The organism is Pseudarthrobacter sp. S3 (genome assembly GCF_050156905.1).
GTDB lineage: Bacteria > Actinomycetota > Actinomycetes > Actinomycetales > Micrococcaceae > Arthrobacter.
Genome location: NZ_CP189583.1, coordinates 12,677 through 35,098, shown reverse-complemented (window position 1 = coordinate 35,098; position 22,422 = coordinate 12,677). Strand labels below are relative to the sequence as shown.

Below are 22,422 nucleotides of genomic sequence, written 5' to 3'. Positions count from 1 at the left end.
TCTATTCTTCCGTGGCCAGCGCTTCCACGGGCCGTTCCTCGGATTCTTCGGCGGATTCCTTGGCGGTGCCCTTGTTCTTCCGGCGCTTGAGGTACTCAACGCCCCACGGGATGACGGAGACCAGGACCATGGCCACGGCGATGAGGTCGATGTTGTTGGCGATGATGTCGAAGTGCCCGAGCCAGGACCCCAGCAGAATCACGGAAGCCGACCACGCCACCGCACCCACGATGTTCCAGAGCGTGAACTTCCGGTAGGTGTAGTGGGCGATTCCCGCCGCCAGCGGGGCGTACGTGCGCACAATCGGCACAAAGCGGGCCATTACCACCGCGCCACCGCCGTGCCGGCGGAAGAACTCCTCGGTCCGGGTCAGGTGCGAGGTCTTCAGGATTCGGGCGTCTTCCTTGAACCACCGGCGGCCGAACTTCCGGCCCAGAAAATAGCCCACTTGGTCGCCTGCCACCGCCGCCACGGACACGATGCCGATCAGGAGCGGGAGCGTGAGGTTCAGTTGCTGATGAAGCAGGCCCGCCGTGAACAGGAGCGAGTCCCCGGGCAGGAACGGGAACAGGACTCCGGATTCGATGAAGACCATCCCGGCGATGACCGCCAGGGCGGCCGGCCCCAGGCCCTCCAGGAGCCCCGCGGGATCTAGTGGTGAGGCGGCGGCTACCGCGGCCAGTGCATGAAATGTCTGCATGATGCCTTTCTGCGGGCTGAGAGTCTTAGGGCAGGAATGGACGCGTGACCGCGTTCACCGGCACCCGCTGCCACACCCGGGGCGCCAGCCAGTTCCAGCACCCGCTCAGGAGGAGCACAGCCGCGGTGCCCGCCAGGACCGACCCGACGACGTCGGACGGGTAATGGACGCCGATGTACAGCCGCGACCACGCCACGACGGCCACCACAACCACGCCCGCAACGGCCGCAGGCTTTGCCCAGCGCGTCCCGCGGGCCAGGAAATACACGGCGAAGGCAAGAGTCACGGCGAAAGTGACGTGACCGCTCGGAAAGCTGTCCGCACCGTTTTCCGGTGCCAGCGGATCGAACAGCAACGTGGAATCCGGGCGCTGCCTGGCCACAAGGACCTTGAAGAATTCGCTCGCCGCCCAGCCGGACACCGCCACCAAGCCAAACGCCACAGCATTGACGGGACTGCGGCGCACCAAGAGCAGGAACAGTGCGACGACGGCGATCAGCAGAACCCCGGCCACAGGACCAAACAGCAGGTTCAGGGCCATGGCCAGGCCGGTCAGCAGGGCAACGTGATGCTGGCTGAGGTTCTGGTCCACACCTAGTTCGTCAGTGCTGATACCCGGAACGTCGGCAACGGTGATGCCAAGGACCACGACCGCGGCCGCCAGGACGATCCCCCACAAGGCCCACAACCGGGGCCGCGGCAGGGCAAGGAGCCGCGTTCCGGCGCCGATTCGGGCATCGCGGACGATGTCTGTACGGGCAGGGGGCAAACTTTGGCTGTGGACGTTGTCAGGCATCAAATACTCCGGCTCGCTCTCTGCGGCCGGCTGGCCGCTTCAGGACCAGTCTGGTCCAGGGCGCTTAAGGAATCCTTAAGAATGAAGCCCGTCCTGGATCGTCCGGCGTTTTCCAAGGAACATCCCTTATCCTTTGCCTGTGCCCCCTTCGAAGTTGTCTTAGGCGCCTGGCGGGTCGACTGGGCCGCCCTGATCCTCATTGTTTCCGCCGGTGTGCTGTACGGGCTCGGCGTCCGGACGGCCACGTGCAATGGCCGCCGTTGGCCGTGGTGGCGGAGTGCTGCGTTCTACCTGCTGGGTCTGGGATCCCTGACGGTCCTTACCTGCGGCTTCCCTGGTGTGTACAGCGCTGACCTGCGGTGGGCGTTCACGCTGAAGATCTCCTTGCTGCTCTTTGTGGTGCCGCTGCTGATAGGGCTGGGGAAACCCATCTCCCTGGCCCGTGCAGCGCTTCGCACCGCGGGCCTCGTACGGTTGAACACCGTGCTGTCCCACCGGGTGGTGCGCTTCTTCAGCAATTCGCTGGCCGCCCCGCTGCTGGGCCTGGCCCTTTTTGCGACGTTCCTCACGCCGTTCTTTTTCACCCTGAGAACGGATCCGGTGGCGGGGGCGCTGCTGACGGTTGGCGTTCCGTTGCTGGGCCTGCTGATGGTGCTTCCCATCGGCGCCGTTCATTTCGTAGGCAAGCACGACGTCGGGCAGCAGCGTCTCACGAATGGTCAGGCTGCGTGCGCACTGCTACCGGACACCGCCTTGCATCCCCGCGTCCGTGCCGGTGAAAACAACCTCCACGGCGGTCTCCAGGGGACCGTGATGGCGGGGTCCCGTTTGAGGGCGACGAGGCTGAGCTCAAGCGACCCGCATAGTGCAGGCCGGCGGAGACCATGAACAGGGTATGCACCCCGGCCAGGGCGGCCCGTGCCTGTGCAGCGTCCGCGTAACTGGTGACGGCCGGAACGGCGCCGTCGAGCTCCGGCGCGCGGCCGGCGTCGCGCACCAGAAACCGCTGCGCGCTGCCCGCGTCGGCTAGCAGCCGGGCCACCTGGCCGCCCAGCCAGCTGGTGGACCCGGTGACGGCGAGTTCCGGGGGAGAGGCGCTCCTAGGCTTCGCGGGTGGCGGGGGACTTGGTGTGCGCCGGATCGCGTTCGGCGAGCGAGCCGATGGCGTCGTCGATCTTCTTCATGGTCTCCGGCTCCAGTGTCACGCCAGCCGCGGCCACAGTGTCCGCGAGCTGCTCAGGGCGGGACGCGCCCACAATGGCGGAGGCAACGTTCGGGTTCTGCAGGACCCAGGCCACCGCGAGCTGCGGCATGGTGAGCCCAGCTTCCGCGGCGATCGGCTTGAGGTCCTGGACACCGGCGAGCACGTCATCGCGCATCCAGCGCTCGATCATCCGGGCGCCGCCCTTGTCATCCGTGGCACGGCTGCCCGCGGGTGCAGGCTGGCCGGGCAGGTATTTGCCGCTCAGCACGCCCTGCCCCATCGGGGACCAGACAATCTGGGAGACACCCAGCTCTTCGGATGCCGGCACCACCTCCGCCTCGATGACGCGCCACAGCATGTTGTACTGCGGCTGGTTGGAGATCAGCTGGAAGCCCAGTTCCTTGGACAGTGCGTGGCCGGCGCGGAGCTGCTCCGCCGTCCACTCGCTGACGCCGATGTACAACGCTTTGCCCTGCCGCACGATGTCCGCGAACGCCTGCATGGTTTCTTCCAGCGGCGTCTCGAAGTCGTACCGGTGGGCCTGGTAGAGGTCCACGTAGTCCGTCTGCAGCCTGCTGAGCGAGCCGTTGATGGACTCCATGATGTGCTTGCGGGACAGGCCAAGATCGTTCTTGCCCTTGGGGCCGGTAGGGCCGTAGACCTTGGTGAAGATCTCCAGGGACTCCCGGCGTTCGCCCTTCAACGCCTCGCCGAGGACGGTTTCCGCCGCAGTGTTGGCGTAGACGTCCGCCGTGTCGAAGGTGCTGATGCCGGCGTCGAGCGCGGCCCGCACGCACTGGGTGGCGACGTCGTTCTCCACCTGTGAGCCGTGCGTCAGCCAGTTGCCGAATGTGATTTCAGAGACTTTGAAGCCGCTGTTTCCGAGGTACCTGAATTCCATGGTTTCCACGTTAGCCGAGATAGTTGCTCAGGGTAAGGGCTTTCCGGACTGTGAGCAGTGACGGTTCGTGACGCCTTGGCGCAACGCGGTCCTAGCGTCGGTCGGCAGGCAGTTTGGTCTTGAGGACCTTCGCGTGCCCGGACAGCGACACCAGCGATCCGGTATCCAGCAGGGACAACGGTACGGGGACGGGCGGCTTCGTGAACGAGCGGGCGGCCCCAGTGGCGGCGGTCTCACGGGTGAGGTTGTCGCGGTTGGCGTTCTCGGGTCCTGGGTTGTCCTGATGCAGCGCCGACTCCACCAGCGGAGCCACCGCCTCCACCTTCTCTGCGGGAACGGAGGGACCGGGAAGATCACGCACCGAGATCCTGATTTCGGGGGCGGCCGCACGGGCGCGCGCCATGGCCCGGGCATCCGCCTCGGCCACCGCCGCGGCCCAGTCCTCGGCGAGAACCGGCGGCTCCTTGCGGGCCGCGGTAAGCATCGGGTGCTGCGCCACCGCATGGTGGAAGCGGGGCCGAAGTTCGGAGGGTTTCAGCAAATTGCGGCCGTTCCGCAGGGCCTTGCGCCACTCGCGTGGTGTGCTCACTACGGCCACGGCAGCGCCGTCGTCGTGCGTTGCAGGAGGGGCGTCCGACGGTGGCCCGGGCTCGCCGGTCAGCCGGACCAGGGGGAGGGTTTCGTTTTTCGGGAGCCGGTCGAAAAAGGCCATCGCGGTCAGGACTAACAGCCGCCCGACGCCGGCAAGCAGCAAGGTGATGACAACCAGCAGGAACAGGCCCAGGAACATCAGGAACGCCAGGCCGAGCGTGCCGAAAAAAGTCAGGTTGAGAGCGATCGTCGTTGAATCTCCCATGTCATCTCTCCTCTCTGCCGGCGGCGGAGTCCGTCCCGGCACTCATCACCACGGGCAACAGCCCCCTACCACCTTACGGACTATTTTTCTGTCCGGCGGGCTCCGGGCCGGGTTCGTCCGAGGTTGTTTCGAAGCTGTTACCGGATATGACACCCCCGGCTGCGCCCTATAGTCGAAAGGGATCCACCAGGCCGCCGGAAAGCGGTCCGGCCAACCGAGACAGGAGCGCCATGCCCGAGAATCCGATTAACGCCGGCCCGTGCGTTTGCCTGTCCGGAGAGGCTTACGCGGAGTGCTGCGGGCGGTTCCATGGTGGCGGGGCCGACGCGGCCACGGCAGAGCAGCTGATGCGCTCCCGCTACAGCGCGTTTGTCCTGCTGGACACCGAATACCTCCGAAAAACATGGCACCCGGATACTGCGCCTTCGGACCTGGTGCTGGACCCGGCCATGGAGTGGCGCCGCCTGGACATCCTGTCCACAAGCCGCGGCGGACCGTTGGACACTGAGGGAACCGTGGAGTTCAAAGCTCACTACCGGCAAGACGGCGAACGTGGAGTCCACCACGAAACCAGCCGTTTTGTCCGGCAAAACCGCCGCTGGTACTACGTCGAAGCCGTGAGGCTCGCCTGACTGCCCTGTTGCGTCTCGCCAGGGAAAATGCCCTATGCCCGCCACCCGCGCGCGGTCGGCCTCCTCAGGCTCAGCCGCGGTACGTTCAGCCGCTGTACGTTTCGTCCGGGGTAAAGCCGGCCCGGTCCACCTTGCGGTGGAAGTGCATGCCCGCCAGGCCGCCGAGCACGGCACCGACGAGCGCGACCAGGGCCACCACGACGGCGGCAATGATGCTGGTGAGGGTCAGTTCGCCTTCGTTGATGGGGATTCGCGGGAAGCTGTTCAGGTTGGCCAGGACATTGAACTGCTGGCCCGCGATGATGCCCAGCAGAGCAATCACAACCGCGGCAATCAGCGCCCAGATCCACACCATAAAACCCTGCCGGGCGCCGTTAAACCGGGCCATCCGGCCGGCAACGTAGCCGCCGGAGTAATAGGAGACGAACAGGATCGCCAGCAGGACGATGATGCCCACCAGCCCGACGGTGCCGTTCGTCGTTACCTGGTTAGCGGCGTCGTTTACGTCGGTGTTGTTCGCCAGGCCTACGGCCGTTCCGGCTGCGCCCACAAAGGCTGTGAGCAGGACAGCCATGCCGGTGGCTGCGAGCCAGCCAAAAAAGGCCGAGCCCACCTTGATGCCGCCGAACTGTTCCTTTTCCCTGGCTACGGCCGTCTGCTGATCGGTCACGCGCGGATCAGTCAGGCGGGGATCCAGCACTGAAGAGTCGGCCACCGGCGCTTGGGCTGCCGGGGCATAGCCCTGCTCGGCGTAGTCCGGCTCGGCGTAGTCCGGCTCGGCATAGGGCGCCGGCGACTGATCGAAGGCGCGCGTGGGCTCACCACCGGCGAAGGCTTGGTCACGAGCCGTCTCATTCCGTAGATTCTCGTTCCGCGTCGTCGGCGGAAATCTGTCCTCTGGGTCCGTTTGCTTGCTCATGCGTCAACTCAACCACTGGTGACCAGCGATAACAAGGATGCTTATGAGTTGCTAGCGGTACTTCCGGTGCAGGTTTTCCTTGGTTGACGCACCCGGCGTGGCATCGGCGATCCACGGACCGGTGCCTTCCGACGGATCCAGGACTCCCGCCTCAAGCCAGGTGTAATCCCCGGCCAGGACCTTGCGCGAGAGGATGTGGTCGCCGTCGTCCGTGTTGCGCCACAGCTGGTCAAAGTACTCGTCGATGCGGACCCGGGCCTGCCCACAGTAGGCCTCAGCGAGTTCGTAGGCAGTGGCGGCATTCTCCGGCGTGGTTCGAAGGATCATCTCGGCCCGTGAACAGCAGGCGGCCATGGCGAACAGCTCGGCGCCGATGTCCACAACGCGGCCCAGGAACGCCTGCTTGTATTCCAGCTTCGCCTGCCAGCGGCCCATGCCGTAGAACGTCTGCCGGGCCAGCCGTCGCGAGGACCGTTCCACAAAGCGCAGATGCTTGGCCAGCCTGCCGAAGTCACTGTATGACCGGGGGTCCATTCCGGCGCCGGCCACGAGTTTGGGTAGCCATCTGGCGTAGAAACCTGAAGCCCCGACGGCGGCCCTCGCCTTGTCCTGCAGGCTCGCGTCCACGGACGCGAGATCGCCGGCCGCGGCAAGGTGCGCGTCCACGGCCTCGCGGGCAACTAGGAGCTTCATGATCTCCGAGGAGCCCTCAAAGATCCGGTTGATCCGGAGGTCGCGCAGCTGCTGCTCGGCTGGAACCGCGCGTTCGCCCCTGGCTTCCAAGGAGTCCGCCGTCTCGAAGCCACGGCCGCCGCGGATCTGGACCAGTTCATCGGCAATCCGGCAGCTGATCTCGGAGGACCACAGCTTGGCCAAGGCCGCTTCGATCCGCACGTCCTTCTGTCCGGCGTCGGCGAGTTCCGCGGACAGTTCGAAGACGGCGTCCAGGGCGAAGGCGGACGCGGCGATGAAGGCGATCTTCTTGCCCACGGCCTCATGTTTGCCCACCGGCTGGCCCCACTGGGTGCGGGCGTTGGACCATTCCCGGGCGATCTTCAGGCTCCAGCGGCCGGACGCGACGCACAGCGCCGGCAGGGAAAGCCGCCCCGTGTTCAGCGTGGTGAGGGCGATCTTCAGGCCCTGGCCCTCGCGGCCCAGCCTGTTTGCCGCGGGCACCCGCACCTGGTGGAAGCGGGTGACGCCGTTTTCGATCCCGCGCAGCCCCATAAACGTGTTGCGGTTCTCCACGGTGATGCCGGGGGAGTCCATTTCCACCACAAAGGCGCTGATGCCGCCCTTATGTTCTGTGCCGTCCGAATCGGTGTGGGCCGGCACCACGGCCATCACCACCACCAGCTCGGCGATCACACCGTTGGTGGTCCAAAGTTTCACGCCGTCCAGAACGTAACTCCCGCCGTCGTCCGTGGGAACGGCGGTGCTGCCCATCCGGGCGGGATCGCTGCCAACGTCCGGTTCGGTCAGGAGGAACGCGGTGATGGCCCCGGCGGCGCAGCGCGGCAGGTACTCGCGTTTCTGGTCCGGCGTGCCGAAGACCTTCACGGGCTCGGGGACACCGATGGACTGATGCGCGGAGATCAGGGCGCCGATGCTGGGGTGGACACTGCCGAGCAGCGCCAGGGCCCGACCGTAGTAGACCAGGGACAAGCCGAGTCCGCCGTACTCCTGCGGGATTTTCATGCCAAAGACGCCCAGGCCCGCCAGGCCCTGGAGGTACTCGTCCGGGATCCGGGCCTCGCGTTCGATCACGCGCCCGGACATGGTGCGGGCGTACGCGGTGAGGCGCTCCATGAAGGCCTCACCGCGTTCCACGTCATCGGCGTTCGCTTTCGGCCAGGGGTGGATGAGGCTGAGGTCGAAATTCCCCAGGTAGAGTCCTTTGGCGAAGCTGGGCCGGTCCCAGTCGAGCTCGCGGGAGGCTTCAGCAAGGGCGCGGGCATCCGCCGCGGTGGCTCCGGACCCGATATTGGCGGTTGCGACGGGGACTTCGGCGTCCGGGGCGTCGGTGGCCGGAATATGGGTGGCGGGCGGGTTCGTGGCGGGACTGTCAGTGGCGGAGCTCATGGGGTATCTCCTCTGCCCGGGATGGTCGGTTCAAGCCATGGATCCGCCGGGTTGGAGAACCCTTCAGCTGTCTCTCAACATTACCCGCGGGTAGCTTCCAGTGCTAGGGGATGGCTGGCCCTGGAAGTCCCCCGGGGATCCGGTGGAGGCGTGGTGGACCACCCTGTCCCAGCCGCTGTTGATCCCGTGGACCACCGTCAGCAGCGTCGTGGAGGCGAGGAACCAGGCGAGCTTGCCCACGCCAACCATGACCAGGGCCAGGAAGCCTGCTGTCAGGACGAAACCCACCAGGACCAGGGCAAACACCAGGGTTCCGATGAACACCATGGTGGCCGTCTCCACTGCACTTAAGTCGAACTGCATTGTTCCCCCTGCTGCGCCGTTGCTTCGTTTGAGATCAGTAGCATGAGCGTAGGGGGTTGCCGCAGGACTCAGCCAGACCCGGCGCACCTCGGGAGCGGGTTGATACGGGATCGCAATGCTACCGGGCCGTAGGTCACGGAGCGGTCGCGGAGGCCCCGTTCCCAACCAACGCGGGGTCACTTCGCGCCCGTGTTGACCCCTGTGATGGGCGTTATGTGACCCCGCGTTGCTCGTGGTGGGTCTGCGTTAACCTTGTAGTTGGCAGTTTTCGCGATCCGCGCTGCCCAACCATCCCCCAGCAGCTGAAGGAGAGCGCGTGCCCCGCTCCGCCAGGTCATCCGCTGACGCGATCAGTGCCCGGCTCCGGGACCTCGAACTCCTTACCAAGGGACCTGCCTGGGCCCTGACACGCTCGGCGCCCTGGGTGATCGCGGTGCTGCAGGCATCCTTTACCCGTACACGTCCGCAGCTTCCGCTCGAGGAGTTCCACGCCGACGTCGACTCCTTCCTGGAGCAGCTCCGGCGCCAGGAGCCCGGGCCGGGTGGTGCCGCCATCGGCGCGTCGTCCGGCAGGAACTACGCGGACGAGTGGACGCGCAAGCAGTTCCTGACCCGCCGCAACCAATCGGGGCAGATCGTTTACGAGGTCACCGAGCCGGCTGCCCGCGTACTCGCCTTCCTGGACAGCCTCTCCAGCGAGCGTTCCACGCTGAACGGTTCCCGGCTGGGAACGCTCCTGGGCGACGTGGAGAAGCTGGCCAATGAGACCAACCCGGACCAGAGTGCCCGGCTGGAATCCCTCGCGGACGAGATCGGGGAACGCCAGCAGCTGATCCAGGACATCAGCTCCGGCGACTTTGACGGCCTGCTGGACGACGACGAAGCAGTGGAAGCCGCCGGGAACATCCTGGACCTCGCCGCCAGCCTGCCCGCCGACTACAAAAAGATGCGTGACCGTATCGAGGAACTGGTGGGCGAGCTGCGCAACCAGATCATCGAGGAGTCGCTGAGCAAGGGTGCCACCATGGCGCAGGTGCTCGAGGCGGACAAACGGCTGCGGCAGAGCCCCGAGGGCAGGACCTTCCGCTCCTTCACCGCGTTCCTGGAAGACCCGCAGCAGCAGGTCCGGTTCCGTTCGGCCATCGGCGAAGTCCTCAGCCGGCAGTTCGCTGACGACCTTTCGCCGGAGGACCGCGAGACGCTCAAGAACCTGGTGGCCGAGCTCCGCCACCAGCACAGCCAGATCCAGCGGATCTACGGCAAGCTAAGCGAAAGCCTGAACACATACGTACAGAGCGACGACTTCCGCCAGTCCGTCCGTCTCCGCAAGGTGCTGCGCGAAGCCGAGCAGGCCATCAGGTCCCTGCCGTATGAACGCGAACGGCCGGGCCTGGTCCGAGGTCCGGTGCTGTTCAACGCCGGGTTCGAATCGCTGGCCATGGTCAAGCTGTACGACCCGGACGAGTTCGCCGTGCCGCCCAAGCTGGCGGACCCCATCGCCTTCAGCGACTCCGACCGCGTGCGCTCGCCGAGAACGGGCAAGGCGCGCCCCGACGCCATCCGGGCCGCCGTGGCCGGCGCGTCCACCCTGGCCGAGGCCTGGCGACAGCTCCCGCCGGAGGAACAGCACATCAACTCCATCCGCGCACTCCTCTCGCACGCCCTCCAGGAAGGCGCGGCCTTTGACCGCGACGGCTGGGATGGCCTGGACTACGAACAGATCGACGGCACCACCCGCACGGCGTACCTGCCGGTGGTCACCCTCAAGAAGGATTGACGATGACTGAAGAAATTACGACGGCGGCACCTCCCGTTGAGGAGCGCGAGGACACCCAAGTGCTCGAGCCCGAGGCGCAAGGGATTTCGACAGGCTCAATCACCAGGGGTGCCGGAGTCACGCCCCGGGACACGTTTGTGGACGGTGCGGCACTGTTTCCCGGCGATACCGGGGTTCTCTCGATGAAGGTGCGCCAGGCGCTGGTCAAGCTGCTCAAGGGTCCGTACGTTGACGGCGGCCGCGACGAGAAGCTGTGGACCACGCTGCTGGACAACCAGATCATCCTGCGCAGCCGCCTGTCCGAGCTGTTCCTGGGCCTGCAGCTGGACCACGAACGCAAGATCGCCGTCCTGCGCCCGGTGGATCCTGAGGCCATTGGAGGCAGTGGCCGATCAAGCATCCTGCGCCAGCAGCGTGCCCTGAGCCGGGTGGAGACCATCGTGCTGCTCCGCCTGCGGATGCTGTTGGACCGCCACGTCACGGCCCAGACCGATGCCACCATCACCCGCGAGGAACTCGCTGAGCTTGTGGCCCACTATCAGCCCGCCGGACAGCAGGACGCGCTGCGGGATTCGGACGTGGTCACCCGGGCCATCACCAAGCTTCTGGCCCGCCAACTGCTCCTCACCACAGGCCTGGAGGATGTCTACACCATCTCCAATGCCCTCCCGCTGGCCCTCCCCTTCGAAAACATCGGCGACATCCCTGCCCAAATCGAAGCCCTGGTTGCAGCCACCACAGACCCCACAGGCACAGAAGCACTGATAGAGCTCGATTCCGATCCGGGTGCCGAGGACGACGATGCCGCCACGGCCTCGACCCCCGAAACGGAGGAAGCCAAGTGAGCATCGCAACCATGCTGCCGATGGGTGACCTCACGAATCCCGGCCAGATGCGCCTGGCTTTGGTGCAGGTGGTCAACTGGGGCACGTTCCACGGGGCGCACACGATGCACGTGGACCGGAACGGAACCCTGCTGACGGGCAACTCGGGCGTGGGCAAGTCCACGTTGTTTGATGCCATGCTGCGGGTCTTCGATGCCCGGCCGCGCTCCAACGAGGCCGCGGCCCAGCGTGCCGGCGGTGCTGTGGAGGACAAGCGGACCACGTTTACCTATATGCGCGGCAAGGTGGGCGACAAAGCGGTGGGCGAAGGCTCGGCCAGTGCGTTCCAGCGCCCCGGTGCCACCTGGTCCGCCGTCGCCCTGACGTTCGATAACGCCGCGGGCACGCGCATCACTGTGTCCGCCCTGTTCGACCTGCCCAAAAACGGCACGGAGTCGAGCGTCGGGCGTTTCTACGTGATCGACAGCAAGCCGTTGGACCTGCCGGCCATCGAGGACATCGCGGAGAAGCGCTTCACCAAAGCTGCGTTGGAGACGATCTTTCCGGACGCCCAGATCTTCGATGTGCACAAGGCCTTCGCGGAGCGTTTCCGCCGCCTCCTGGGCATCAGCTCGGACCAGGCATTGCCCCTGCTGCGGGTAATCCAGGCCGGCAAGGGCCTGGGCGGCAGCGTTAATACGTTCTTCCGTGACCAGGTCCTGGACGCCCCGGCCACGCTGGCCGCGGCGGACGACGTGGTGGAGGAGTTCAGCAACCTGATGTCCATCCGGCAGCGGCTGGAGGATGTGCGGCAGCAGCGCGACCAGCTGGCCCCGGTGCCAGGTCTGAACAAGGAATATGCGCAGTCGCTCCTGGACGCAAACCGGCTCCGCGAGCTGTCGGGCGAGGAGTTCGAAGCCTACAAGCAGCAGCTCGCGGTCACGGTGCACCAGAAGACCCTTGCCCGGTTCAAGGACCTGGCCCAGGTGAAAGCCAAGGAGCTCGGCGGGGAACGTTCCATCCGCGACGGGCTGGCCAAGGCACTGCGCCAGCTGGAGACCGATTACAACAACCAGGGCGGCAACGCGATCTCCGCGATCGAGCAGTCGCTGGACAACGCCAAGCTTGGCCTGCGGCTCCGCGAGCAGGTCGAGGAAGCGGCCCGCAAGGCACTGTCCGACGCCGGCCTGCAGCTGGAGTGGACCGATGCGGGTTGGGAACAGGCCCACGAGCAGGCTGCCGCTAGGTCGGCCGAGCTCAAGGATGACTCGCAGGCCCTGCAAGAGCTCCGCTTCGAAGCCTTCGACGGCCACGCCACCAAAAAGCGTGAGCTGGCAGCAGCCCAGCAGGAGCTGCTGTCGCTGAAGACGCGCAAGTCCCTGCTGCCGCCGTCGAGCATTGAAAACCGGGCGGCAATCGCCGCGGCCACCGGCGTTCCTGAAGACCGGATGCCGTTCGGCGGCGAGCTGATGGACCTCGCCGATGGGGAGGAACAGTGGCGGCCCGCCGCGGAGCGCGCGCTCCGGAACCTCGCCACCACGTTGCTGGTCCCCGGCGAACATTTCGCCGCGGTGACCCGCTACCTGAACGACAACAAGGTACGTGGCGCCCTGCGCGCGGTGGACGTGTCCAAGCCGCTCGCTGGCGGCGCCCTCGCCGTGGAGGACGCGCGCGACGGCGACCTGCTCACCAAGCTGGACATCCTCGCCAGCGGTGCGGTGGCGGACGCCGGGGAATGGATCCGGGAGCGGATCGCCCTGGATTTCGCCTACCCGTGCGTCGAGGACCCCAACGAGCTGGCCGCCCTGGACAAGGGACTGAGCCTGGGCGGCGTGGTCAAACGCAACCGGCACACGGTGGAGAAGGACGACCGTTTCACCAGCCGCCAGGACTACGTACTCGGGTTCGATAACGCCGCCAAGCTGGAACTCGTGGCCGCCCAGGTGGAGGACCTGCAGCAGGAACTCGCCAAGGCCGCCGAGCTGGCGCAGAGCCGTGAAGAGTCGCACCAGGGCATGAGCCGGCAGCTCGACGCCCTCCGCCGGATCGCGGAGGACCACCGGCCCTGGGAACAGGTCTCCGCGGCCGTGGCCGCCGATGAACTTGCCAGGATTGAACAGCGGCTCAAGGATGCCCTCGCGGCCCAGGCCGACCTGGAACCGCTGCGGGCCAACATCGAAACCGCGCGGCAGAAGCACCAGGCCAGCACCGAGGCCGCAGCCGTCCTGCAGAGCGAATACAAGGCACTGGACCGGCAAATGAGCGCCGCCGATTCGCTGCTGGAAGCCGCGCGTGCCCGCCTTGAGCAGGCGCCGCCGTCGGCCGCCACCGTCACCGCGCTGGAACCGTACTTCACCGACTTCGGCGACGTCGGCGAGATGCATGAGCTGGACAACCTGGCCAACCGCGTCCGGACGGCGCTGCTCGGGGAGCTACACGCCGCCGAGACGCGCGGGCAGGCAACATCCGAGCGGCTGACCCGGATCTTCGAGGGGTTTGTGCGCGAGTGGGGCTCCGCGATCTCCGCGGACCACGGCACCTCCATCGGGGCCGCGGGGGAGTTCGAAGGCCGCTACCACGCCATCATCAGCGACGGCCTGCCCGCCCAGGAGTCCGAGTTCCGGCAGTTCTTCAACCAGCGCACGCATGAATCGTTCAGCACGCTGCTGCACCTGCTGGACGAGGAGCGGCGGTCCATCACCAGCCGTATCCTGCCGCTCAACGGCATCCTGTCCGAGGTCAACTTCCATGAGGGCAGCTTCCTGGAGCTGGACATCAAGCAGACCCTGCCGGCCACGGCCAAGCAGTTCAAGGACGCCATCCAGAACGCGCTGAAGGCCCGGCACACGCGGCCCGCCCGCGCGGGTTCCGGCCCGGAAGCGGGGGGAGGCGACGACGCCGAGCTCACCGCCCGGTACAAGACCCTCGAAACGCTCGTGAAGCGGCTGGGCTCACCCACCCCCGAGGACCGGCGCTGGCGCGCCGAAGTGCTGGACGTCCGCGGGCACCTGTTCATCCAGTGCAAGGAACACCGGGACGTGACCGGGCCGGCGTCAGGCGGAAAGGGCGCCAAGAGTGGCGGCGGCAAGCGGACCGACGTTTACATGCACGCGGACACCGGCTCCATGTCCGGCGGCGAGCGGCAGCGCTTCACGGCGTTCATTATGGCCGCGGCGCTGAGCTATCAGCTGGGCATAGCCGAGCAGGGATTCACCACCTACGGCACCGTGATGATGGATGAGGCGTTTGTGCTGGCCTCTGAGGAGTTTGCCGGCGCCGGGATCAAGGCGCTGCACGAGTTCGGATTCCAGTTGCTCCTGGCCGCCCCGGAGAACGTGATCGACCTGTCCCGGCACCTGGGCTCGGTGACCGAGATCCTGCGGGACAAGCGCACCAACCGCTCCGGCGTGCTCACCGCCCCGGTGATCCGGCCCAGGCCCGGCGCGGAAGGTCAGTGGCGGTCCGAGGCGAACCCCGTGGACATCGTGCTCCGCTGACCCGTCTCCAATACCCCAACGCGGGGTCACATTACGCCCAAAATCCCCGCCGGGAAGGGCCATATGTGACCCCGCGTTGCCATTGGTTGGACATTATTGTTTACGCAATACAAAGCTTTTCTAATTATGGTCAGGCTAGGCTACCCTTACTTAGGTTCACATCATTTACCTAAGGAGTTCCGTGACTTCCCCCCTCTTCCCCGGCCCGAGCGCCACCCGCCGCACGCTGTTCAAATCAGCCGGCAAGGCAACGGCCGTTCTCGCCGCCGCGGCACTCACGCTGTCCGCCTGCTCCACCGGCCCCGCGTCCTCCACCTCGGACGCCAGCAGCTCCAGCTCCGGCAGCTCGCAGTTCCCGGTCACCATCAAGCACGTCTTCGGTGAAACCACCGTCAAGGCACAGCCCAAGCGCGTAGTCACCGTTTCCTGGGTCAACGACGACGTTGCCCTTGCCCTCGGCGTTGTCCCGGTGGGCGTCCCGAAGAACGAATGGGGCGGCAACGGGCAGGGCTCCACTCCGTGGAAGGATGCGGCGCTGAAAGAGCTCGGCGCCAGCTTCGGTTCCGACAAGGCTCCGGTCCAGTTCTCCGAGGCCGACGGCATCAACTTCACCGAGATCGCCAAGCTCACCCCGGACGTCATCCTGGCCGCCTACTCCGGCCTGACCGAAGAGGACTACAAAAAGCTCAGCGAGATCGCACCGGTGGTGGCCCACCCCGAGGTTGCCTACGGAACCTCCTGGCAGGATTCAACCTCCATCATCGGCAAGGTGCTGGGCAAGGAGGCTGAGGCTACCAAGCTCATTGCCGACACGGAGGCCACCGTCAAGGCCGAGGCTGCCAAGTACCCGCAGATCGCTGGCAAGAGCTTCATCTACGGCTACGCCGATCCCGCAGACCTCACGTCCACGGGCTTCTACACCGCCAATGACAACCGTCCGAAGTTCCTCTCAGCCATCGGGATGAAGCTGGCCCCGGTCGCCGAGAAGGCTTCCGCCGGCTCCAAGGACTTCTTTGTGACGTGGTCCGCCGAGAAGGCCAACGAACTTGAGGCCGACATCTTCCTGAGCTCGGTTGAGGATGCCGCCACCGCTGCGGCCGTCAAGGCTGACCCGTTGCTGGGCCAGATTCCGGCCGTCAAGAACGGCGCGTTCGTTGCCGACGCGGACAAGAGCCTGGTCCTGGCAATCTCCGCCTCCTCGCCGCTGAGTCTGCCGTGGGCGCTGGACACGTTCCTCCCGCAGATCGCCCGCGCAGCGGATGCAGTGAAGTAAGCACCGCCCAATGACGGAGAGTACGACGGCGGCACCCGCCGGACAGCGCGAACGGACACTTGGGGCCCCGGTCGGGTCGCAACGAGGGCCCCAAGTGTCCGTTCGCGCCGGTCGAGGGGCTGGCGACGGCGGGAAGGCCAGAACGAGGCAAGCTGCCTGGCTGCTGGCCGCCGTCGTCGTACTTTCTTTGTTAGCCGCAGCGTCCCTGGCCATCGGCGCCCGGGGCCTTTCCTTGGCCACTGTGTGGCAAGCGCTCACCCAGTTCGACGCCGCCAACGGCGACCACGCCGTGGTCCACGCACGCATCCCCCGCACCGTCCTCGGAATCCTCGTTGGCGGTGCCTTGGGCCTGGCCGGCGCGGCTATGCAGGGCGTTGCCCGCAACCCGCTGGCAGATCCGGGCATCATGGGCGTCAACGCCGGAGCCGCGCTGGCCGTGGTCAGCGGCATCTACCTTTTCGGTGTCACCTCCCTGAGCGGCTACATCTGGTTCGCGTTCATCGGCGCCGGAGCCTCCGCCGTCGTGGTTTACCTCGTCGCGTCCATGGGCAGGGAAGGCGCGACGCCGGTCAAGCTCGCCCTCGCCGGCGCCGCGCTCAGCGCCGGGCTCTATTCCCTGATGAGTGTCATTCTCGTCTCCAGCCAGGACACCTTGGACCGCTTCCGTTTCTGGCAGGTGGGCGGAATCTCCGGCCGCGACTGGGCAGTGGTGCTCCCGGGCCTCCCGTTCCTCGCCGTCGGGGCAGTCATTATTCTCGGCACCGGCCGCATCCTCAACAGCCTCGCGCTGGGTGATGACATCGCCCGCGGGCTCGGCCAGCGTGTGGGCCTGACGCGTGGGGTGACCGCACTGGGCATCGTGCTCCTGTGCGGCTCCGCGACGGCATTGGCAGGACCCATCGGCTTTGTTGGTCTGGTCATTCCGCACACGGTCCGCTCACTCACCGGCCCCGACTACCGCTGGATCCTGCCGTTCTCCCTGGTCCTCGCGCCGGCACTTTTGCTCGGCGCGGACATCATCGGCCGCGTCGTGCTGCTTCCCGGCGAGGTCCCGGCCGGCATCATGACCGCACTCGTGGGTGCGCCCGTCTTCGTCTGGCTCATCCGCCGTGGCAAGGGGGCCGGCCTGTGAGCCTCGTCGAAACCAAACCCCCCGTTGACCTATCACTTCCGGTTGCCAAAACCGAGTTAAAACGACCAAAGCTGATAGCACAACATGGGCGGACCGCCGCAGTGGCCCTCGGCGTTGTGGTCATGTTCACCGTGTACGTCCTCTTGGGTAGCTACACCGTGACTGTTCCGGACTTTTTCAAGATCCTCATCGGGCACTTGACCGGCGGCGAGAAAATCCCCGGCGCAAGCTTCATCGTCATGGAGAACAAACTGCCCCGGGCCGTCATCGGCGTAATGATCGGCACAGCGTTCGGGCTCTCCGGCGGCCTGTTCCAGACCATGCTCCGCAACCCGCTGGCCAGCCCGGACGTGATCGGCATCAGCTACGGCGCAAGCGCGGCCGCGGTCACCGCCATCGTGATCTTCGGCGCCACCGGTCCCGCCGTGTCCGGGGCGGCGCTTGGCGGCGCGCTGGGCATCGCAGCGCTGATCTACGCCATCTCCCGCGGTCCGTCACTGGGCTCCGTCGGCGGCAACCGGGGGAACGCCGCGGGCAACCGGCTGGTTCTGGCCGGTGTGGGCATCGCCGCCGCCCTGCATGCGGTAGTCAACTTCATGATGACCCGCGCGGACATCCGCACCGCGGCTGACGCACTCGTCTGGCTCAACGGCTCCCTGAACTCCGCCAACTGGGACCGGGCCGGCATGCTCGCACTCGCGCTCCTGGTCCTGGTCCCCGCCGTCATCGCCCTCGCCGGGCCGCTGCGCATCCTTGAACTCGGCGACGACGCCGCGGCCGGGCTGGGCATCCGTGTCGGGTTCACCCGCCTCGCCGTGGTGGTCACCGCCGTCGCACTCTCCGCGGTGGCGACGGCGGCTGCCGGGCCCGTCTCGTTCGTCGCCTTCCTGGCCGGGCCCATCGCCCGGCGCTTCACCCTAAAAGCCAGCCTCCCGGCGTCGGCCCTGGTGGGTGCGCTGATTGTCCTCACCGCCGATTACATCGCGGCCAACCTTGCCCCCTTGATGCTGGACGGCACCGTGCTGCCCGTCGGCGTTATCACCGGCGCGCTCGGCGCCCCGTTCCTGCTGTGGCTTCTGGTCACGGCCAACCGAAAGGATGCCTGACATGGCCGTTCTTAGCGCCCAGGACCTCACCCTAAAATACGACCAGCGCTGCGTGGTGGACGGCCTCACGGCGGAAATCCCCGAAGGCAAGGTGACCATGATCGTGGGCGCCAACGCCTGCGGGAAATCCACCCTCCTCCGCGGCCTGTCCCGCCTTCTCAAACCGGCAGCCGGCGTGGTCGCGCTGGACGGCAAGGACATCCACGCCCGCCCGGCCCGTGAACTGGCGCGCACCCTGGGCCTCCTCCCGCAGCACCCCACAGCGCCGGACGGCATCGCCGTCCGCGACCTCGTGGGCCGCGGCCGGTATCCGCACCAGGGCTTCTTCCGCCACTGGAGCACCGAGGACGACGCCGCTGTGCAGCGCGCGCTCGAGGCAACGGAAACGCTGGAACTCGCTGAGCGGAACGTCGATGAACTCTCCGGCGGTCAGCGCCAACGGGTCTGGATCGCCATGGCGCTGGCCCAGGAAACCGAGGTGCTCCTGCTGGACGAACCCACCACCTACCTGGACCTGGCGCACCAGGTGGAAGTCCTGGACCTGGTCACGGACCTGAACCGCAAGCGCGGCACCACCGTGGCTATCGTCCTGCACGATCTGAACCTGGCAGCACGCTACGCGGACCACGTCATCGCCATGAAGGGCGGCGAGATTGTGGCCCTGGGAGACCCCCTTGACGTTGTCACCGAAAAGATGGTCCGGGACGTCTTCGGCCTGGCGTCCCGGGTCATTCCCGATCCCGTCTCGGGCACGCCGCTGATTATCCCCATCGGCCGCCACCACAGCACCGCAACCGAACTGGAGCTCGTTTCATGAAGACCCGCGACATCGCCGCCACCGAGCCCATGACCCTGGCCTTCGAGGTGATCGTTTCCTCGGTGCAGGAGCTGAGTCCCAACTTCCTCCGGATCACCTTTGGCGGGTACTCGCTGCGGGACTTCGGCGTTAACGGCGACACCCTCGACCTCCGGATCAAACTGATGATCCCGTCCCTGGCATCCGACGGCACACAACTGCCCCTGCCGGTCTTCGAAATGGAGCAGGCCGGCTGGTACCGGGAATGGCTTGCGATGGACCCCGCTGTGCGCGGCTCGATGCGCACGTACACGGTCCGCCAGTCCCGGCTTGATGCCGTGTATCCGGAAATTGACGTTGACTTCGTGATGCATTTCGACGCGGACGGCCACGGCGGTCCGGCCGCGAACTGGGCCCTGAACGCCAAGCCGGGCGATGCGATCACCCTCATCGGCCCCAACAGCCGTTCCGCCCAGTGCTACACCGCCGAGGTCTACGGCGGCATCGAGTGGCGGCCTGGAATGGCCCAGCGTGTCCTGCTCGCCGGCGACGAAACCGCCATTCCGGCCATCTCCGCCATCCTCGAAAGCGTGCCGTCCTACATGAGCGGCCACGCCCTCTTGGAAGTGCCGGAGGCAGGCGACTTCCTCGACCTCAAGACGGACGCCGACATCGACATCGCCTGGCTTGCCCGCGGTGCCGCCATCGGCCGCTCACGCCCGCACGGCGAGCTGCTGCAGCAGGCGGTGCGGGCGGCGGTCCCCGTTCCCGGCTGGGTGGGCATCAAAGCGTCCGACGGCGGCGCGGGCCCGGAGCCCGAAGACGTCAACGTGGACGTGGACATCCTCTGGGAGACGCCCGCGCGGATGGAGACAGCCGAAATCGAGGCCACCAAGAACCCCGCCATGCCCGCCGGCGCCATGCCTTTCTATGCCTGGATCGCCGGCGAGGCCGCCGTTATCAAGGACATGCGGCGGTACCTTGTACGCGACGTCGGTATCGACCGCAAGCAGGTCGCCTTCATGGGGTACTGGCGGCAGGGTAAGGCCGAGGTCTAGCCGAGCGCTTCTGGCCCTTCCCCTACCACCGGGATCTTGATGAATCATCACCTTAACGAACCACGGTCGTTGCCACTCCCGAAAGTCAGGGTGTTGCAACTGCTGGAACTCGCCAGGTCCCGGTGGGTCTTTCTCATTTACTTCGTTGCCGCTCAGAGGCTTGCGGCACCCTGCGAGTCGGCCCCGCGGCTATTCCAAACCGTTCCCCGGCGAGCCCTCAGCCGGAAAGGCCTGTCTCACCGGTAGACGCGGACCCAATCGACCTGCATCTGCGAGGGCTTGGTGGCGGCGCCGTCCGGGAACCAATCCAGCTGCAATGTCTGCTTCATGGCGACAGAGGGCTGGTGCGCCGGGTTCGTGTCAGTGAAGGTCTTTACTCCGTCGACGTATCCGCTGATGCCGGCCGGGGTCCACTCCACCGCGTAGTTGTGCCACTGTGTGCTATCGACGGGGGTCGCCGTTGTGGTCTGGAAATCCGCTCCACCACAGGCGTAGTGCAGGAAGAACCTCATCACGGAGGTGACTGTGCTGCCCTCGGCATAATCGATCTCGGCACAGTTCGGGGCAGCGTTGTTGTTGAGGATCAGGACCGGGTGGTATTTCGGGTCCCGTGAATTGGTTTTCATGCGCGTTTCCCAGCGACCATACTTTTGTTCCGCGAACTTTGCCGACATGCCGCCCGTGGTGCCGGCTGCGTCTCCGCTAACGGTGGCCACGCCGTTGGCAACCGACCAAGCCTGGGGACTGCGCAGGCCTTTGCCGGCATGCCCAGCACTGTTATAGACACTCCATTTTGTCCGGTCCGGTGCGCCGGTGTTGGAGAATTCGTCGCCCGTCAGGACCGGGCCCCAACCGAAGACGGTAGCTGCCTGGGCACCGTCACCCGTCGTCGCGAGACTCTGGCTGGTTGGGGGCACCACTGTCGCCGGGGCCGGGGCCGGGGCCGGGGCCGCGGCCAGCGCAGGCGCCGGCGTCGGGGTGACGGTTGCCGCCGGGGTTGCCGCCGCCGAAGCGGTGGTCTGGCCGCTGCTTGAAGCCGTGGGCGCCGGAGACGCTGCGGCTGAAGACGCCGTGGCTGCGGCAGTTGGGGCTGGAGTGGCAGGTGCGGACGCGCGGCCAGCCGAGGATGGGGCAGGCGCCCCATCGGTCGTAGGGGCTAGGCCGCATCCTGTCAGGGACAACGCACCCATGGTCGTTATGATGGCTATTTTCTTGAACAAGATACCTCCGGGCTAGGACTGGAAGAAACTACTGATGCACTTGAGACGATGACGAGTGCGGAAAGCATCCTTGGGCCCCTTGGCAGGGCCGGAGCTAGCAGGCGCCGAAGGGGCGCATCGGGGGTCCAGTGATCGGGCGCCCGGGGCCCTGCATTAGGGCCAGCGGGCAACGTTACCTGATCGTGACCATCGGTCGCAAAAATGTGACAAAGGCTGAGCAGCGGCTGATGATCAGAGGCGGCGGCTTGATGGACACGCCTAATACCCGGCACTGCAAACGCTCCCTCGCGCTCTGCCTCTAGGTCTCAACCCTTCTGCACATTTTGTTGCTGTCCGTTTACCTTGGCGTTTCTTTGGGTGGTTACTTTCAGTGGATGGGTTCTAATCCTTTACTTTCGGACCGTGAGGGCCGGCGGGTGTTTGTTGCTTTGGGGGACTCGTTTACAGAAGGTGTTGGGGACCGGGATGAGCGGCTGCCCAACGGGGTCCGGGGGTGGGCTGACCGGGTGGCGGAGAAGCTGGCCAAGGCTGAGCCGGGGTGGGAATATGCCAACCTGGCCATCAGGAGCAAGCGCCTGCGTCACGTCATCACCGAGCAGCTGGAACCGGCGCTGGCCATGAAGCCCACGCTGATCACGCTGTACGCCGGCGGAAACGACATCCTGGACATCGGCACGGACATGGCTGCCCTGATGGACGAGTACGAGGACCTCGTGGCGCGACTCGCCGGGACCGGGGCCACGATGATCCTGTTCACGGGCTTCGACGTCAAAGTCTCGGCCGTTCTGGAGCTGCTGAAGAAGCGGAACACCGTCTACAACCAGCGCGTCCGTGAGATCTCTGCGAAATACGAGACGGTCTTGGTGGATTACTGGTGCCTGGACGCCTTCCATGACCGGCGGATGTGGGACTCGGACCGTCTTCACATGTCCAAGGCGGGCCACAAGTACCTCGCAGGGCAGGTGCTGGACCAGCTCGGGGTGCCCCACAAAATCCGGCTCAAGGACTGGGACCCGCCGGCGCGGCTCAGCCTCCGGGAGTGGGAACAACGGCAGCGTCGTTGGGTTAATGACTGGGTGCTGCCGCTTTTTGGCCGCAAAATCAGGGGCGTCACGCTGGGGGATGCGCTGGCGCCGCGCTGGCCGGAGCCCGTCAAGGTGCCGCGGAAGCGCGGGCTGAAGAAGCTGATGGACCGGGCCGCGGTGCTCAAGAACAGCCCGAAAGCAAGTGATTTGTAAACAGCCGTTGACTTGTGTGCAACATCACAGTTCCTGTTGCGGCACTGA

The 22,422-nt window shown here is 66.3% G+C and carries 20 protein-coding genes; 11 read left to right on the top strand and 9 right to left on the bottom strand.

What is annotated here, in order from left to right; all coding sequences use genetic code 11:
• Position 1: 1 nt before the first annotated feature.
• Together ACQCSV_RS00185 and ACQCSV_RS00180 are read right to left on the bottom strand one after the other, a co-directional pair.
• Positions 2–700, bottom strand: coding sequence for a VTT domain-containing protein (locus ACQCSV_RS00185; protein ID WP_354165123.1), 699 nt, complete (start codon positions 698–700; stop codon positions 2–4).
• Positions 701–725: 25 nt separating this feature from the next.
• Positions 726–1,496: a phosphatase PAP2 family protein gene (locus tag ACQCSV_RS00180; RefSeq protein ID WP_354162368.1), complete on the bottom strand. Its 771-nt coding sequence runs from the start codon at positions 1,494–1,496 to the stop codon at positions 726–728.
• 81 nt (positions 1,497–1,577) lie between these two features.
• Between ACQCSV_RS00180 and ACQCSV_RS00175 the strand changes: the two genes are divergently transcribed.
• Positions 1,578–2,384 carry a cytochrome c oxidase assembly protein gene (locus ACQCSV_RS00175; protein ID WP_354165120.1) on the top strand — a complete coding sequence of 269 codons (807 nt, stop codon included), beginning with the start codon at positions 1,578–1,580 and terminating at the stop codon, positions 2,382–2,384.
• A 212-nt stretch (positions 2,385–2,596) separates the two neighbouring features.
• On the opposite strand, the gene ACQCSV_RS00170 is transcribed toward ACQCSV_RS00175, so the two are convergent.
• Positions 2,597–3,601, bottom strand: a complete 1,005-nt coding sequence (locus ACQCSV_RS00170; RefSeq protein ID WP_354156305.1) for an aldo/keto reductase family protein — start codon at positions 3,599–3,601, stop codon at positions 2,597–2,599.
• Between the two features lie 91 nt (positions 3,602–3,692).
• Positions 3,693–4,457 (bottom strand): hypothetical protein, encoded by a 765-nt coding sequence (locus tag ACQCSV_RS00165; protein ID WP_354162357.1) that lies wholly within the window; start codon positions 4,455–4,457, stop codon positions 3,693–3,695.
• A gap of 230 nt (positions 4,458–4,687) precedes the next feature.
• Here ACQCSV_RS00165 and ACQCSV_RS00160 point away from each other — a divergent pair, with 230 nt between their 5' ends.
• Positions 4,688–5,089: a YchJ family protein gene (locus tag ACQCSV_RS00160; protein WP_354162354.1), complete on the top strand. Its 402-nt coding sequence runs from the start codon at positions 4,688–4,690 to the stop codon at positions 5,087–5,089.
• An 85-nt stretch (positions 5,090–5,174) separates the two neighbouring features.
• Here ACQCSV_RS00160 and ACQCSV_RS00155 read toward each other — a convergent pair whose 3' ends face one another.
• The 3 genes from ACQCSV_RS00155 to ACQCSV_RS00145 form a co-directional block, all read right to left on the bottom strand.
• Complete coding sequence (locus ACQCSV_RS00155; protein WP_354162351.1) at positions 5,175–6,008, bottom strand: hypothetical protein; 834 nt, start codon at positions 6,006–6,008, stop codon at positions 5,175–5,177.
• 51 nt (positions 6,009–6,059) lie between these two features.
• Positions 6,060–8,090 (bottom strand): acyl-CoA dehydrogenase family protein, encoded by a 2,031-nt coding sequence (locus ACQCSV_RS00150; protein ID WP_354162348.1) that lies wholly within the window; start codon positions 8,088–8,090, stop codon positions 6,060–6,062.
• A 63-nt stretch (positions 8,091–8,153) separates the two neighbouring features.
• Positions 8,154–8,453, bottom strand: a complete 300-nt coding sequence (locus tag ACQCSV_RS00145) for a hypothetical protein (protein WP_354162345.1) — start codon at positions 8,451–8,453, stop codon at positions 8,154–8,156.
• Positions 8,454–8,769: 316 nt separating this feature from the next.
• On the opposite strand from ACQCSV_RS00145, the gene ACQCSV_RS00140 reads away from it, so the two are divergent.
• From ACQCSV_RS00140 to ACQCSV_RS00105, 8 genes are all read left to right on the top strand, one after another.
• The gene (locus ACQCSV_RS00140) at positions 8,770–10,230 is read left to right on the top strand and encodes a DUF3375 family protein (RefSeq protein WP_426938981.1); all 1,461 of its coding nucleotides are present in this window, start codon (positions 8,770–8,772) and stop codon (positions 10,228–10,230) included.
• Between the two features lie 2 nt (positions 10,231–10,232).
• Positions 10,233–11,075, top strand: a complete 843-nt coding sequence (locus tag ACQCSV_RS00135; RefSeq protein WP_354156312.1) for a DUF4194 domain-containing protein — start codon at positions 10,233–10,235, stop codon at positions 11,073–11,075.
• Positions 11,072–14,551, top strand: coding sequence for an ATP-binding protein (locus tag ACQCSV_RS00130; RefSeq protein ID WP_426938980.1), 3,480 nt, complete (start codon positions 11,072–11,074; stop codon positions 14,549–14,551). The genes ACQCSV_RS00135 and ACQCSV_RS00130 overlap by 4 nt, the downstream gene beginning before the upstream one ends.
• 181 nt (positions 14,552–14,732) lie before the next feature.
• A complete protein-coding gene (locus tag ACQCSV_RS00125; RefSeq protein ID WP_426938979.1) occupies positions 14,733–15,824 on the top strand; it encodes an iron-siderophore ABC transporter substrate-binding protein in 1,092 nt (363 codons plus the stop codon).
• A 10-nt stretch (positions 15,825–15,834) separates the two neighbouring features.
• Positions 15,835–16,956, top strand: coding sequence for a FecCD family ABC transporter permease (locus ACQCSV_RS00120; protein WP_426938978.1), 1,122 nt, complete (start codon positions 15,835–15,837; stop codon positions 16,954–16,956).
• 122 nt (positions 16,957–17,078) lie between these two features.
• A complete protein-coding gene (locus ACQCSV_RS00115; RefSeq protein ID WP_426939500.1) occupies positions 17,079–18,062 on the top strand; it encodes a FecCD family ABC transporter permease in 984 nt (327 codons plus the stop codon).
• A 1-nt stretch (position 18,063) separates the two neighbouring features.
• Positions 18,064–18,879 carry an ABC transporter ATP-binding protein gene (locus tag ACQCSV_RS00110; RefSeq protein WP_354156316.1) on the top strand — a complete coding sequence of 272 codons (816 nt, stop codon included), beginning with the start codon at positions 18,064–18,066 and terminating at the stop codon, positions 18,877–18,879.
• Positions 18,876–19,916, top strand: coding sequence for a siderophore-interacting protein (locus tag ACQCSV_RS00105; RefSeq protein ID WP_426938977.1), 1,041 nt, complete (start codon positions 18,876–18,878; stop codon positions 19,914–19,916). Before ACQCSV_RS00110 ends, ACQCSV_RS00105 begins: the two co-directional genes overlap by 4 nt.
• Before the next feature lie 236 nt (positions 19,917–20,152).
• Here the strand turns inward: ACQCSV_RS00105 and ACQCSV_RS00100 are convergent, their stop codons facing one another.
• Together ACQCSV_RS00100 and ACQCSV_RS00095 are read right to left on the bottom strand one after the other, a co-directional pair.
• Positions 20,153–20,590, bottom strand: a complete 438-nt coding sequence (locus tag ACQCSV_RS00100) for a glycoside hydrolase family 16 protein (RefSeq protein ID WP_354156326.1) — start codon at positions 20,588–20,590, stop codon at positions 20,153–20,155.
• Between the two features lie 205 nt (positions 20,591–20,795).
• Entirely contained in the window at positions 20,796–21,083 is a 288-nt protein-coding gene (locus ACQCSV_RS00095; protein ID WP_426938976.1) for a hypothetical protein, read from the bottom strand.
• A 427-nt stretch (positions 21,084–21,510) separates the two neighbouring features.
• Here ACQCSV_RS00095 and ACQCSV_RS00090 point away from each other — a divergent pair, with 427 nt between their 5' ends.
• On the top strand, positions 21,511–22,374 hold the full coding sequence (locus ACQCSV_RS00090) for an SGNH/GDSL hydrolase family protein (protein ID WP_426938975.1): 864 nt from the start codon (positions 21,511–21,513) through the stop codon (positions 22,372–22,374).
• Positions 22,375–22,422: the final 48 nt, after the last annotated feature.

Coding starts and splice junctions, on each gene's coding strand:
- ACQCSV_RS00185 (WP_354165123.1), bottom strand. CDS start 700: ATGCAGACATTTCATGCACTGGCCGCGGTAGCCGCCGCCTCACCACTA.
- ACQCSV_RS00180 (WP_354162368.1), bottom strand. CDS start 1,496: ATGCCTGACAACGTCCACAGCCAAAGTTTGCCCCCTGCCCGTACAGAC.
- ACQCSV_RS00175 (WP_354165120.1), top strand. CDS start 1,578: ATGAAGCCCGTCCTGGATCGTCCGGCGTTTTCCAAGGAACATCCCTTA.
- ACQCSV_RS00170 (WP_354156305.1), bottom strand. CDS start 3,601: ATGGAATTCAGGTACCTCGGAAACAGCGGCTTCAAAGTCTCTGAAATC.
- ACQCSV_RS00165 (WP_354162357.1), bottom strand. CDS start 4,457: ATGGGAGATTCAACGACGATCGCTCTCAACCTGACTTTTTTCGGCACG.
- ACQCSV_RS00160 (WP_354162354.1), top strand. CDS start 4,688: ATGCCCGAGAATCCGATTAACGCCGGCCCGTGCGTTTGCCTGTCCGGA.
- ACQCSV_RS00155 (WP_354162351.1), bottom strand. CDS start 6,008: ATGAGCAAGCAAACGGACCCAGAGGACAGATTTCCGCCGACGACGCGG.
- ACQCSV_RS00150 (WP_354162348.1), bottom strand. CDS start 8,090: ATGAGCTCCGCCACTGACAGTCCCGCCACGAACCCGCCCGCCACCCAT.
- ACQCSV_RS00145 (WP_354162345.1), bottom strand. CDS start 8,453: ATGCAGTTCGACTTAAGTGCAGTGGAGACGGCCACCATGGTGTTCATC.
- ACQCSV_RS00135 (WP_354156312.1), top strand. CDS start 10,233: ATGACTGAAGAAATTACGACGGCGGCACCTCCCGTTGAGGAGCGCGAG.
- ACQCSV_RS00120 (WP_426938978.1), top strand. CDS start 15,835: ATGACGGAGAGTACGACGGCGGCACCCGCCGGACAGCGCGAACGGACA.
- ACQCSV_RS00115 (WP_426939500.1), top strand. CDS start 17,079: ATGTTCACCGTGTACGTCCTCTTGGGTAGCTACACCGTGACTGTTCCG.
- ACQCSV_RS00110 (WP_354156316.1), top strand. CDS start 18,064: ATGGCCGTTCTTAGCGCCCAGGACCTCACCCTAAAATACGACCAGCGC.
- ACQCSV_RS00105 (WP_426938977.1), top strand. CDS start 18,876: ATGAAGACCCGCGACATCGCCGCCACCGAGCCCATGACCCTGGCCTTC.
- ACQCSV_RS00100 (WP_354156326.1), bottom strand. CDS start 20,590: ATGTCGGCAAAGTTCGCGGAACAAAAGTATGGTCGCTGGGAAACGCGC.
- ACQCSV_RS00095 (WP_426938976.1), bottom strand. CDS start 21,083: ATGCGGCCTAGCCCCTACGACCGATGGGGCGCCTGCCCCATCCTCGGC.
- ACQCSV_RS00090 (WP_426938975.1), top strand. CDS start 21,511: ATGGGTTCTAATCCTTTACTTTCGGACCGTGAGGGCCGGCGGGTGTTT.